Origin of the sequence: Paenibacillus sp. FSL F4-0243, assembly GCF_037963295.1 — a bacterium.
Taxonomy (GTDB): Bacteria; Bacillota; Bacilli; order Paenibacillales; family Paenibacillaceae; genus Paenibacillus_AQ.
In genome coordinates this window covers 1,426,686-1,438,950 of sequence record NZ_CP150151.1, presented here as the reverse complement: position 1 = coordinate 1,438,950, position 12,265 = coordinate 1,426,686, and the positions used below count along the sequence as shown (strand labels likewise).

Sequence of the window (12,265 nt, the reverse complement as noted above, 5' to 3'; positions counted from 1 at the left end):
CCATTCTCTTCTAAAGTGAAGAGAATGGTTTTTTGTATATTGGAATTCTCATACCTGTCTGGGCTAGAGTAACGTTCTCCGGTAAAATATATGCTTCTCTCATATCCACATCATGCGACATATGGGTATACACTGCCTTTTTAGGCTTCACGATTTGCAGTAGCTCCGCTGCCTCCGTCATGTCGTACACAGAGCGGGTGGATAGCTCCGCCGCTTCGTAATAGAAGCTTGTACCAAGGACCAGCAAGTCCGCCCCATGCATCAGGCGTGTCTCCTCAGCCCCAAGAGATATGGAATCAGGACAATACACCCATGTATAACCCTCCTTCTCTAGCCGAAAGGCGTACGAATATCCATTCTTACCATGGTTTACTTTCCAGGTATCTATCTTCCAGCCGTCCAGTTCTATCCCTTCATCACAGGGAATCATCTCGATGTGATTTCGCAGCCAAGGGTATTGCCGTTCGATAATAGGAATAACTTCTGCTGGAGTATAAAGTTCACCCTTAATGCCCGTCCATCGACAAGCATCTGCCCATTCCGGTAGCCCACCAATATGATCAAAATGAGCATGCGTCACCAGCAGTCTTCGCATATTCCGAACTCCCTGCGCCTCCATCTGACGTCGCCAATCTGGCCCACAATCAATCACTAGAAAGTCACTGCTATTATCTATAAGTACAGAGGAACGCAGCCTTGTATTGCTCCCATGCTCCCTTGCTTCTGTGCAGGTCTCGCAGCTGCAATATATCCGTGGAACACCCATGGCATCCCCAGTACCCAAAAACACCAACGTATCCATATTCTATCTCTCCTTCAGTTCCCATCAAGGAAGTCTTAAATTACCATATGTCTATCTTAAAGATGCTCACCAAAATATCCCCACAAAGTGAAGCTTTGCTTCGATGCGTACCCAGGTACTTTTTGCGGGGGCCCCAATTATATACTTTCGTCAAAAAAGTCATCCCTTAAGCAGTAGCCCTGCTAGGATGACTCTATTTTTACACCTCTACCTATATTCCGGCAAGTATCTGATACCAAATTCCCCGCTTGGAATAAAGCGTGCTTCGCACCTCAGCCCAGCCCCCTAAATAATTAATATCGAAGAGACCCGCTGGATCGGGGTAGCGGCTTTTGTTCTCCGCATAGACCTGTTTATCTACGGGACGAAAGCCATATTTTGCAAAGATCTCTTGTGCCTGTGGGGTCATCAAGAAATCAACTAATGCTTCTGCTGCCGCGCGTGTCCCATGCTTATCCGCATACTTCTCTACGACAGCCGCCGGGTTCTCAATCAGCATTGTATTTTTAGGAATAATGACTTCATATTTAACACCCTGAGCAATCCGGGCCAGCAGTTCATTCTCATAGGTGACAATGACATCACCCACTCCATACTCGAAGGCAGCCATAGATGCGCGTCCGCTCTTATCCAAAGACTCCACATTGGCATGTACACTTTCTAAAAAAGCTTTCGCTGCTGCTGGATCCTTAACGCCCTCTTGCTCCTCTGACAGCTTCAGACCAGCCCCATAGATCGCGTTAATATCCCACTGCGCACCACCGGATGTTTTGGGATTTGGGTATAACACTTTAATCCCTGGCTTGGCTAAGTCCGCAAAATCGTGAATTCCTTTGGGGTTTCCCTCACGGGTACCAAGTGCGACTACCGAACGTGTCACCATGCCTTGTTCACCCTGCTCTTTCCACGTTGGCGCTACGAGTCCAGCCTTAACCAGCTTCTCGACATCACCTTCCATGGCTAGCAGTGTAACATCTGCTTCGAACCCGCCTACGATTGCACGTGCCTGTGTTCCGGAAGCTTCATAGGACTGCTGAAAACTAATCTCCTGTCCAGTATCCTCTTTCCACTGCGCTGCAAATAACGGCAAAATGTCTTCCATCGCATCCTTAGCCACACTGTATGCGCCAACGACTAGCGTAACATCCCCTTGCTTCGAAGGATCTGCCATCGTCGTAATCGCCTTCTCATTCCCGCAACCGACTGCCGCCAGCGTGAGTATGGCCAGCATTAGGGCAGCAAAACATCCGTGCAGTTGTCTGCTCCTTTTGAAATTCATTGCGGCCCACATCCTTCGAGGTAATGATTTTAATATTTCCTTGAAAGTAGCTCTATGGCTGAACTAAAAATTCAAGTAACCAACGTTCGGTATTTGCCGTAATTACGCGGAATGTTTGGACTTTCGGCCGCTGTTATGCTCTAATTTCTTGATTGGAACCGTATTACGGTTGAAATTAGAGCATAAAGGCGGTTGCTACCGCTCCTACAGTTCCAAACTTCCACTCCATTACTTCATACCTTCACATCAGTTCCTCTAATCCTAGCTCATCACATTCGCTACTCTTCAAAAAAATTGAAAATCATATTATTTATTTTATATTAAATAAATATCGGCATCGGATCTTCTTTCAGGTTGTTCTCCTGGATCCAGCTTCGCTCATCATTAAACAGGTAAGCGCGGTGCACAAGAACTGAGATATCCTGTCCCGGCTGCAATGTTTCTTTCTCCAAAGAACGGTAAGTGACCAGTTTATGACCATTAACTTCAACCTCTACGAGCCATTCACTTCCACGGAAATGCAGATGCTTTACGACACCTTTTTCCGTAGCTGAAGCCATCTTGAACTCATGCAGGTTACCAACTTCAATATACTCAGGACGAATTAGTGCTTTGGTAGGCTTACCGTCTCCAGCGCCTTTAAAGCCTTTCACCTCAGAAGCATCTTCAATCAGTGTCGACTCCCCGATAAAAGTTGCCACAAATGGTGTTTTAGGCTCCTTGTAAATGTCCCAAGGCGTACCCTTTTGTTCCAACTGTCCTTGGTTGATGATCATGATCTCATCTGCCACTTCTATTGCTTCGTCTTGGTCATGTGTTACGAAGATGGAAGTGATGCCAACACGCTCAATCAGCTCACGTAGCCAAGCGCGCAGCTCCTGACGGATCTTCGCATCAATAGCTGCGAACGGCTCATCTAAGAGTAATAGCTGTGGTTCAGGCGCGAGTGCACGAGCAAAGGCCACACGCTGGCGTTGTCCACCAGATAGCTGATGCGGATAACGCTTCTCGAAGCCTTTTAACCCCGTAAGCTCTACCAGTTCCATAACACGATCACGAATGGCGGTTTTGCTGGCTTTTTTTACTTTTAATCCAAAAGCAATATTATCAAAAACAGTCATATGCTTAAATAATGCATAGTTCTGAAACACAAAGCCGATCCCGCGCTCTTGAGGAGGAAGATTGTTAACTGTCTGACCATGAAAAATGATCTCGCCATTATCCGGTGTCTCCAGCCCTGCGAGCATACGAAGAATCGAAGTTTTACCGCCACCACTCGGGCCGAGCAGTCCGATCAGATGACCTTTTGTAATGGTGAAATTGACGTCCTTGACCGCATGAAAATCTCCAAAATGCTTATTTAATCCCCGCACTTCCACATGCATATTACTGCACTTCCTTTCTTCTCTTGGTCCATTCCATCAACAACAGTAGACCTGCGGAAAATGCAGCCAGAACTAGCGCTATTCCTCCAGCAGCCGTTACATTAAAATTCTCAACATCCTGATAGACTAGCGTCGTCGCCGTCTGGGTTTTGTTCATAATGTTACCCGAGACCACGAGCACCGCCCCGAACTCACCTAGTGAACGAGCCACCGTAAGGATGACCCCATACACAACCGCCCAACGGATCGAAGGCCAAGTCACCTTCCAAAAAATTGTCCAGCCACGAGCGCCCAGTGTAGAAGCAGCTTCCTCCTGTTGTGAACCAATCTCCTGGAGCACCGGCATTACCTCACGCACCATTAAAGGAAAGGTTACGAACAAGGTGGCAATGATCATTCCAGGAATCGCATAGACGATCTTCAGCCCAATCCCTTCAAATATCGCACCCAAGGCGCTATCCGGACCCAGCAGCAGGACAATCATCAGTCCGCCAATAACAGGGGACACAGCATAAGGCAAATCAACAATACTGTTAAGCAAGCCCTTTAGACGTCTATTTATCCAGTTCGCCCGGACAAGATACAGCGCCATCATAATTCCGAACAACGTATTTAATAACGTAACTACGATCACAACAAGCCCAGTCATCATAAGCGCATGCAGCGCTTCAGGCCTAGTCAGAGCATTCCAGAAACCACCAAATCCTTCACTAAAAGCACCTATAGCCATTTTCCCTAATGGTGCAGCGATTAGCAGAAAAAACACCAAGTAAGTGAGTCCGATCCACAATTTTCTCATGAGCGTCTCCCCCGCATCTGCAGCATATTAATGAGCCAAAGAATGAGAAAAGATAAGGTCAAGAGAATGACAGAAACCGCTGCTGCGGAAACCGGATTATCACTTTCAACTTCACCAAAAATAAAAACAGAAGATACGAGTGTACGACCTGGAATATTGCCTGCTACGAGGACTACAGCGCCGAATTCAGCAAGTGCCCGCGAGAAAGCAAGCATTCCACCGCTGATCATCCCAGGAGCCATAGAGGGGAGAATAACATGCCAGAAGACTTTAGTTCCCTTGGCACCCATTGTATATGCCGCTTCCTCTTCGGAAGGATCAAGTTCCTCCAGCAAGGGCTGAACCGCTCGAATCACGAAGGGAAAGGTTACGAAGACCATAGCAATTACGATTGCCGGTTGATGAAAAACAATTTCAAAACCAAGCGCTTCTGCAGCCTTGCCGATAAGACTACCAGGTCCGAGCAAGAGTAAAATCATCAAACCACCAACTGCCGTCGGCAGTGCAAATGGTAAATCCACAAGACTATTAAGCAATGCTTTACCAATGAATTGATAACGAATAAGAACCCAGGCAATCATTGTTCCTAAAAAGACATTAATTAAAGTAGCGATGATCGCCAGCTTTAAGGTTAACAGCACCGACTTCCAGGCAATCGGGTCGCTTATGCTTTCCACAAAATTACCGAAACCCAGTGAAAAAGAGTTGTAATAGACCCCAAGTATAGGCAGCACGATCAATACTACAAAATAGAGCAAAATTGTAGTTCGGAAACCCCAAGTCCAACCTTTGTGTCTAAGCAGCGAATTCAATGATTTTGCCCTCCCACCTCCGGATAACCGGTCGGTATACTAACCAACATCCCCATTAATTATTCCTATTTATATACTTGGTTTTATATTATTACTACTTTACCAAATCCTTCTCGTTGTCGTCAATTACTTTCAAGTGAATTTGGGGTAAAATATATATAACAAAGGTTAGGAAAAAGTGGCACATCACAGGAAGGGGAATGATTATGCTGCATACACTGGAGATTACTACAACGAAACGGGATGAATTACGGGATATTACTCGTGAAGTCATTTCTTTTGTGAAAAAAAGCGGGGTGCGTAGCGGGGTGATCGTAGTTTATTGTCCACATACCACCGCAGGAATTGCAATCAATGAGAATGCAGATCCTGATGTGAGGCATGATGTTCTGATGCGTTTGGATGAAGTCTACCCTTGGGAGCACCCGAAGTATCGACATGCTGAAGGCAATACTGCCTCCCACCTTAAGTCTATTACATCCGGACCTTCCCAGAGCATAATCATCCATGATGGCGAACTATTACTTGGACGTTGGCAGGGTATTTATTTTTGTGAGTTTGATGGACCTAGACGTAGACAATGTTTCTTAAAAATTATTGAGGGATAAACGATGAATGGCCGCTTCCGTTATTGCTACGGAGCGGCCATTAAAATATAACTAGAATTAAATATTACTTTGACCAAGCAGAGAAGTAGCGTTATACCAATGCACAGCTTTAAAGTGTGAACTTATAAAAAAAACAGCATGTTAAAGGCTGCGACATAAAACCTTGATATGAGCTGATGCTGCCTCTTTTACATCCTCAAATGATACTTTATCTTGGATATAATAAGATATAAATCCGTGAGCGGATAAGAACAAGGTTAGCGGCACGTTCTGCCAATCCTCGGACACATATCCCTCTTCCTTCATATGACGGCGTACAATACTTGAGAATAAATCAAAACATCGTCCCTGCTCTGCTCTACAATAAGCCAGCAGCTCTTCATCACGAATCATAAACATAATTTCATACTGATAAGGATGATCTATTCCAAACCTTATAAACTCCATAATTAGCTGCTCTACTCGAGTCATACCCTCTTCAGGTGGCTTATTCATTACTTGACCAAGCAAAGTAGCCACATGATTAAAATCTTCGACAACAATGGCGTAGAACAATTCCGCCTTCTCTTTGAAATGATAATAGAGAGAGCCGTGGCTGTATCCCAAATGCTGACCGATGCTTCGCATTGAAATCGCTCGATACCCTTTGGTAATAAACAGATGCCTAGCGGCCTCTAATATTCTTTCCCTCGACAACTCCTGCTCCACTGCTCTCCTTGCCATATACCTAATCCCCTTCGCTGTAGTAAATCCGCCGCCCTTCTGTTACCAAGGCTTGCCCTTGGGTTAGATCTGTTATCCATGCCATAAATGCGTCTCCCTCATCATTTCGCGGTAAACATAACAACGTTACTTTATCGGTGAACAAAGTCTCGCCGGTCTGAATACCTCTTCCCCGAAGTTCGTTCTCAACCTTGCCTAGCCAAGTGTAATCAATTTCTACGAATACCTCTCGTCTTAGCACACGGGTGATTACTTCTCCTGCTTCAAGCGCAAGCACTGCCCCATCCGTATAAGCTCTAATCAGCCCTCCGGCACCCAGCATAATGCCTCCGAAATAACGGGTAACAACAATTGCGACATTTTTAACTCCCTGGTTGCGAATTACTTCCAAAATCGGTTTGCCGGCTGTTCCACTCGGCTCCCCGTCGTCCGATTGCCTCTGGATTTCGTCTCTCTCCCCAATCACATAAGCAGAACAGTTATGCGTTGCGTCCCGATGTTTCTTCTTGATGTCTTCGATAAACAACAATGCTTCTTCTTCATTCTCAACTGGCATAATATGACCAATGAAGCGAGATTTGCGGATTACGACTTCCTTAGAACCGGAAGAGCGTACCGTTCGATAATGTTCTAACATAATTATTCCAGTCCTTATATACATATGATGTCTTCATATAATGTCAGGAGCAGCCCCGGTATTGGATTACCTATGGACTGCTCCTGGTGACTTACACTAGTATGAATGGTCTCTAAAATACTGCTGCAATACTATTCTGTAAGTCTTGCTTCCAACTCTGCCTTTTCTTTTTCGTAACCCGGTTTGCCAAGCAGCGCAAACATATTTTTCTTGTATGCTTCAACGCCTGGTTGGTCGAATGGGTTAACACCGAGCAGGTAACCGCTGATGCCGCAAGCTTTTTCAAAGAAGTAAACCAAATAACCAAATGTGTATGGTGTTTGATCAGGAATAGTAACGATAAGGTTAGGTACTTGACCATCTGTATGCGCAAGCATTGTACCTTGGAAAGCCTTCTTATTTACGAAATCCATAGTCTTTCCTGTTAAGAAGTTCAAGCCATCCAGATCATCAGGATCGTTCTCAATGGTCACATGATGAGCCACTTGATCTACTTGGATTACCGTTTCAAAGATATTACGGTTACCTTCTTGGATAAATTGACCCATGGAGTGTAGATCCGTAGAGAAATCAACGGAAGAAGGATAAATTCCTTTGAAATCCTTACCTTCGCTCTCGCCAAACAATTGTTTCCACCACTCCGATACAAAGTGTAAGGAAGGCTCATAGTTAACGAGGATTTCAGTTGTCTTACCTTTGCGATACAGAGCATTACGAACTGCAGCATATTGATAAGCTTGGTTAGTAGCTACATCTGGATTATTGAACTCATCCGCAGCGGCAGCAGCACCTTGCATCATCTCTTCAATGTTAATACCTGCTACAGCGATTGGAAGCAAGCCTACAGGTGTCAATACGGAGTAACGTCCGCCTACATCGTCTGGAATGATGAAGGATTCATAACCTTCTTCAGTAGCCAATTTCTTAAGGGCACCTTTTTCCTTGTCTGTAGTAGCGTAAATACGTTTGCGAGCTTCTTCCTTACCATATTTCTTCTCCAGAGCTGCGCGGAAAATGCGGAAAGCAATGGCTGGCTCAGTCGTAGTTCCTGATTTGGAGATTACGTTCACAGAGAAGTCTTTGCCTTCTACTAAATCAAGCAAATGCGTGATGTATGTAGAACTGATGTTATTACCAGCGAAATAAACTTCTGGAGTTTTGCGCTTATCTTTAGAAAGGTTATTGTAAAAAGAATGCGAGAGCGCTTCAATCGCTGCGCGTGCTCCCAGATAAGAACCACCAATACCAATTACAATCAGTACTTCGGAATCGCTCTGGATCTTCTTTGCGGCTTGCTGAATGCGTGCGAATTCTTCCTTATCATAAGCTGATGGAAGATCAATCCATCCAAGATAGTCGGAACCTACACCAGTCTTATTATGCAACTGTTCGTGCGCTAACATAACTGGAGCGGCAAGGTTGTCAATTTCTTGTTGGTTGAAGAAAGTAAGGGCTTTGGTGTAGTCAAAATTAATCTTCTTAGACATCGGTAATGGAAACCTCCTGTTTATCTCTTTAAATTTGAAACCGCTTGTTACAACTTTATAATTAGGATACTTTAATTTGCCTTGACTGGCAAGGTCTTAGGGCACATCCCGGGCTTTAGAACCAAGTTTTCGAAAGTTTCATGGAAGCGTTTCCCGCATCATTAGGCATGGCTGAGCTGTGGTGCTAGCCTAAGTGCCGTGATAGAATGAAGAAAACGGAAGGTGGCTATACAAATGAAACAAATCGGTTTTATCGGACTTGGAACAATGGGAGCGCCAATGGCTTCCAACTTGCTTCGTGGCGGCTTTCAGGTGACGGTGTACAACCGTACAGCAGCTAAATGTAAACCTCTTGAAGCAGAAGGTGCCCAGACTGCCCTTACGCCACGTGCCGCCGCTGAAGGTAAGGATGTTATTATTACCATGATCAGTAATGATGATTCGGTTCGTGAAGTGTTTTATGGTCAGGATGGTATTCTTGATGCACTTAAGCCAGGCGGCTTAATTATTGATTCCAGCACAATTTCTCCAGGACTAGTTCACGAAATTGCCACTGCTGTAGAAGCTCGAGGTGGACATTTCCTTGACGCGCCAGTGACCGGAAGCAAGCCGGCAGCTATTGAAGGAACCTTGGTGTTCATGGTTGGCGGCAGTGCTGAAGTTATAGAACAGCATCGCGATATCTTCGATACTTTGGGCAAAAAGCTGATACATATGGGTGAGAACGGCAGTGGTGCTGTAGCCAAGCTGGCTCATAATGCTATGGTCGGCATTCACAACATTGCCCTGGCTGAAGGATTCGCTATCGCTGTAAAATCAGGTGTTCCAGCTGACAAGTTCCTTGAACTAGTGCAGCTTGGTTCTGCGGGTAGCAAACAAGCAGAGCTTAAAGGCCGTAAAATCATAGAAAATGATTTCAGCAATCAGTTCTCCCTTGCATTAATGTTAAAGGATTTGAAGTTAGCCTCCGCCCACAGCGATTTCACAGGCGTCCCTTCTCCAATGCTGGGACTAGCTAAAAGCATGTTTCAAGCTGGGTTTACCCAAGGCTATGGCGACGAAGACCTCTCCGCTGTAGTGAAATGCTATGAAGAGTGGATCGGACAAAAAATGGGTTCTACTGTATCCGAATAACAGTTCACTTACTCATGACCGTTTCTCACATGACTTCCAATGTGAGAGGCGGTCTTTTTTAACTAATTAATTACTTATGCAGTTAAAATACACGAACGTTTGTTTGCATTAATAGTACTAAATTATTCTTTGTAGTGCAAGAAAAAAAAAGAAAAAGCCCTGCTTTTCAGCAGAGCTTTCTAGTTATCTCTTTATAGAACCGGGTAAGAACAGCAATAATCAGTTACTTCAAATACTTCCAACGCAAATTTTGAGTTGCCAGGGACATTGAACGTTGCCGCTCCCTTAATCTCCTGCCATACCTCAGTGCCGGGAAGCAGCACTTTAAGATCGCCGGACAGAATCTCCATAATTTCAGGACCATCCGTACCAAATTCATATACACCAGGCAACATGATACCAAGTGTGACCTTAGTTCCATCCTGCAAAATTACCGTACGGCTTGTTACTTGTCCGCCATAATATACATTGGCTGCTTTTTCAATCGTTGCGTTGTTAAACTGACTCATTACTTGTTCTCCCCCTAATGATTATTCAGTTAATTACAGAAGTGCTTTCACACGGCTAACTACATTTTCAACAGTAAAGCCGTATTCTTTCATTACTCTGTCTCCAGGTGCGGAAGCTCCGAAAGTAGTGATACCGAGGATATCGCCTTGGTCACCAGTGTAACGTTCCCAGCCAAAGGTTTGTGCCATTTCGATTGCAAGACGAGCCTTAACTCCTGGAAGAATTACGGAATCACGGTATTCTTTATCTTGTTTTTCGAACAGATCCCAGCTTGGCAAGCTGATTACACGAACATCGATACCTTCTTCAGCCAAAGCAGATTGTGCTTTAACAGCCAATTGTACCTCAGAACCAGTAGCGATCAGTTGTGCTTGTGGAGTGCCATTCTTGGAATCAGAAACAACATAACCACCACGTTTGATGTTTTCACGAACGCCATCAACTGTTCCAGCAAGAATTGGCAAGTTTTGACGAGTCAGAACCAAAGCAACTGGATTCTCTTTGTTTTCCATAGCATAAGCCCATGCTGCAGAAGTTTCGTTAGCATCAGCCGGACGAATAACAGTCAGACCTGGGATGATACGCAGGGAAGCCAATTGTTCGATTGGTTCATGCGTAGGACCATCTTCACCAACTGCAATACTGTCATGTGTCAGTACATAGGTTACTGGCAATTTCATGATCGAAGCCAAACGGATGGCTGGACGCAGGTAGTCTGTGAACACGAAGAATGTTCCTCCGAATACTTTAAGACCTGTGTGCAGTGCAATACCGTTCATTGCAGCAGCCATACCAAACTCACGTACGCCGAAGTAGATGTTGCGGCCATCATAAGATTCTGGTGTGAACGATGTCAAACCATTCAAATGCGTCATAGTGGAGCTTTCCAAGTCAGCAGAACCGCCCACAAGCTGAGGAACACCAGCAGTCAGACCGTTAAGCGCACTACCGGAAGCAACACGAGTCGATACTGCTTTATCTTCAGTAGTGTAAGTTGGAAGGTTAGCATCCCAGCCTTCTGGAAGATCGCCGTTGATTACTGTTTCGAACTGTGCAGCAAGCTCTGGATATGCTTTTTTGTAAGCTGCGAATTTGTCATCCCAAGCTTTATTAGCTGCGATTCCGTTTTTCTTCACTTCTGCAAAATGAGCACGCACTTCGTCAGGTACATAGAAATCTTCTTCGTATACCCATTTGTAGAAATCTTTGGTCAGCTTAGCTTCTTCTGCTCCAAGTGGGGAACCGTGAGTACCTCCATGGCCGCCTTTACCTTGTTTGTTAGGGCTACCATAACCAATTACAGTTTTCACTTCGATCAAAGTCGGTTTGCTAGTCTCAGCTTGAGCTTCAGCAATCGCTTTGGCAATAGCCGGAAGATCATTTCCGTCTTCAACGCGAAGTACTTGCCAACCATAAGCATCAAAACGTTGAGCCACGTTCTCGGAGAAGGAAAGGTTCAATTTACCATCAAGGGAAATATCATTTGAATCATACAATACAACCAATTTGCCCAGTTTCAAATGACCAGCGAGTGAAGCGGACTCGGAAGAGATCCCTTCCATCAGGTCACCATCACCACAAATAGCGTAAGTATAGTGGTCAACCACTTTATGTTCATCTTTGTTGTAGGTAGCTCCCAATTGAGCTTCAGCCATAGCCATACCAACAGCCATACCAATACCTTGTCCAAGTGGACCTGTTGTTGCATCGACACCAGCGGTGTGACCTACTTCTGGGTGACCCGGAGTCAAGCTGCCCCATTGACGGAAATTTTTCAATTCTTCCATAGGCAGATCATAACCACTAAGGTGCAACAAGCTGTACAGAAGCATAGAACCATGTCCTGCGGACAATACAAAACGGTCACGGTTTACCCATGTTGGATGATCAGGGTTGTGTTTCATTGTTTTTGCAAACAATTGGTAGCCCATTGGTGCAGAACCCATTGGCATACCTGGGTGGCCGGAGTTTGCTTTTTCAATGGCGTCAATCGCCAAAGTACGAATCGTTGTAATGGACAGGTTATCTACAGTTGAGTTTTCTTCCTTTTGAATCGCTTGTTCTTGTTCACTCATTTAATAGTTCCTCC

Annotated in this window: 12 protein-coding genes; 2 read left to right on the top strand and 10 right to left on the bottom strand. The window is 44.9% G+C overall.

The annotated features are described in order from the left end of the window. Nucleotides 1-10: 10 nt before the first annotated feature. The 5 genes from NSS87_RS06495 to cysT all read right to left on the bottom strand — a co-directional run bounded on the left by NSS87_RS06495 (nt 11) and on the right by cysT (nt 5,077). Complete coding sequence (locus tag NSS87_RS06495; RefSeq protein ID WP_339245670.1) at nt 11-802, bottom strand: MBL fold metallo-hydrolase; 792 nt, start codon at nt 800-802, stop codon at nt 11-13. Between the two features lie 211 nt (nt 803-1,013). After that, the gene (locus NSS87_RS06490) at nt 1,014-2,081 is read right to left on the bottom strand and encodes a sulfate ABC transporter substrate-binding protein (RefSeq protein WP_042185596.1); all 1,068 of its coding nucleotides are present in this window, start codon (nt 2,079-2,081) and stop codon (nt 1,014-1,016) included. A 320-nt stretch (nt 2,082-2,401) separates the two neighbouring features. Further along, entirely contained in the window at nt 2,402-3,466 is a 1,065-nt protein-coding gene (gene cysA / locus NSS87_RS06485; RefSeq protein WP_042124940.1) for a sulfate ABC transporter ATP-binding protein, read from the bottom strand. Between the two features lies 1 nt (nt 3,467). After that, nucleotides 3,468-4,265, bottom strand: coding sequence for a sulfate ABC transporter permease subunit (locus tag NSS87_RS06480; protein WP_042124938.1), 798 nt, complete (start codon nt 4,263-4,265; stop codon nt 3,468-3,470). After that, complete coding sequence (gene cysT, locus NSS87_RS06475; RefSeq protein ID WP_076284086.1) at nt 4,262-5,077, bottom strand: sulfate ABC transporter permease subunit CysT; 816 nt, start codon at nt 5,075-5,077, stop codon at nt 4,262-4,264. The genes NSS87_RS06480 and cysT overlap by 4 nt, the downstream gene beginning before the upstream one ends. 206 nt (nt 5,078-5,283) lie before the next feature. On the opposite strand from cysT, the gene NSS87_RS06470 reads away from it, so the two are divergent. Next, nucleotides 5,284-5,685: a secondary thiamine-phosphate synthase enzyme YjbQ gene (locus NSS87_RS06470; protein ID WP_042185590.1), complete on the top strand. Its 402-nt coding sequence runs from the start codon at nt 5,284-5,286 to the stop codon at nt 5,683-5,685. Between the two features lie 141 nt (nt 5,686-5,826). Here NSS87_RS06470 and NSS87_RS06465 read toward each other — a convergent pair whose 3' ends face one another. The 3 genes from NSS87_RS06465 to NSS87_RS06455 form a co-directional block, all read right to left on the bottom strand. Further along, nucleotides 5,827-6,408, bottom strand: coding sequence for a TetR/AcrR family transcriptional regulator (locus NSS87_RS06465; RefSeq protein WP_076284085.1), 582 nt, complete (start codon nt 6,406-6,408; stop codon nt 5,827-5,829). Nucleotides 6,409-6,412: 4 nt separating this feature from the next. Further along, the gene (locus NSS87_RS06460) at nt 6,413-7,045 is read right to left on the bottom strand and encodes a YigZ family protein (RefSeq protein ID WP_339245663.1); all 633 of its coding nucleotides are present in this window, start codon (nt 7,043-7,045) and stop codon (nt 6,413-6,415) included. Nucleotides 7,046-7,176: 131 nt separating this feature from the next. Beyond that, the gene (locus tag NSS87_RS06455) at nt 7,177-8,532 is read right to left on the bottom strand and encodes a glucose-6-phosphate isomerase (protein WP_339245661.1); all 1,356 of its coding nucleotides are present in this window, start codon (nt 8,530-8,532) and stop codon (nt 7,177-7,179) included. A gap of 234 nt (nt 8,533-8,766) precedes the next feature. Here NSS87_RS06455 and NSS87_RS06450 point away from each other — a divergent pair, with 234 nt between their 5' ends. Continuing rightward, a complete protein-coding gene (locus NSS87_RS06450) occupies nt 8,767-9,666 on the top strand; it encodes an NAD(P)-dependent oxidoreductase (protein ID WP_042185580.1) in 900 nt (299 codons plus the stop codon). A 191-nt stretch (nt 9,667-9,857) separates the two neighbouring features. On the opposite strand, the gene NSS87_RS06445 is transcribed toward NSS87_RS06450, so the two are convergent. Together NSS87_RS06445 and tkt are read right to left on the bottom strand one after the other, a co-directional pair. Next, a complete protein-coding gene (locus tag NSS87_RS06445) occupies nt 9,858-10,175 on the bottom strand; it encodes a pyrimidine/purine nucleoside phosphorylase (RefSeq protein ID WP_042185578.1) in 318 nt (105 codons plus the stop codon). Nucleotides 10,176-10,208: 33 nt separating this feature from the next. Further along, nucleotides 10,209-12,251: a transketolase gene (gene tkt, locus NSS87_RS06440; RefSeq protein WP_339245654.1), complete on the bottom strand. Its 2,043-nt coding sequence runs from the start codon at nt 12,249-12,251 to the stop codon at nt 10,209-10,211. Between the last annotated feature and the right edge of the window lie 14 nt (nt 12,252-12,265).

Bases quoted from the DNA above. Each gene is read 5' to 3' on its own strand.
- NSS87_RS06450 (WP_042185580.1), top strand. From the start codon at position 8,767: ATGAAACAAATCGGTTTTATCGGACTTGGAACAATGGGAGCGCCAATG.
- NSS87_RS06490 (WP_042185596.1), bottom strand. From the start codon at position 2,081: ATGAATTTCAAAAGGAGCAGACAACTGCACGGATGTTTTGCTGCCCTA.
- NSS87_RS06495 (WP_339245670.1), bottom strand. From the start codon at position 802: ATGGATACGTTGGTGTTTTTGGGTACTGGGGATGCCATGGGTGTTCCA.
- NSS87_RS06465 (WP_076284085.1), bottom strand. From the start codon at position 6,408: ATGGCAAGGAGAGCAGTGGAGCAGGAGTTGTCGAGGGAAAGAATATTA.
- NSS87_RS06455 (WP_339245661.1), bottom strand. From the start codon at position 8,532: ATGTCTAAGAAGATTAATTTTGACTACACCAAAGCCCTTACTTTCTTC.
- NSS87_RS06480 (WP_042124938.1), bottom strand. From the start codon at position 4,265: ATGAGAAAATTGTGGATCGGACTCACTTACTTGGTGTTTTTTCTGCTA.
- tkt (WP_339245654.1), bottom strand. From the start codon at position 12,251: ATGAGTGAACAAGAACAAGCGATTCAAAAGGAAGAAAACTCAACTGTA.
- cysA (WP_042124940.1), bottom strand. From the start codon at position 3,466: ATGCATGTGGAAGTGCGGGGATTAAATAAGCATTTTGGAGATTTTCAT.
- NSS87_RS06460 (WP_339245663.1), bottom strand. From the start codon at position 7,045: ATGTTAGAACATTATCGAACGGTACGCTCTTCCGGTTCTAAGGAAGTC.
- NSS87_RS06445 (WP_042185578.1), bottom strand. From the start codon at position 10,175: ATGAGTCAGTTTAACAACGCAACGATTGAAAAAGCAGCCAATGTATAT.
- NSS87_RS06470 (WP_042185590.1), top strand. From the start codon at position 5,284: ATGCTGCATACACTGGAGATTACTACAACGAAACGGGATGAATTACGG.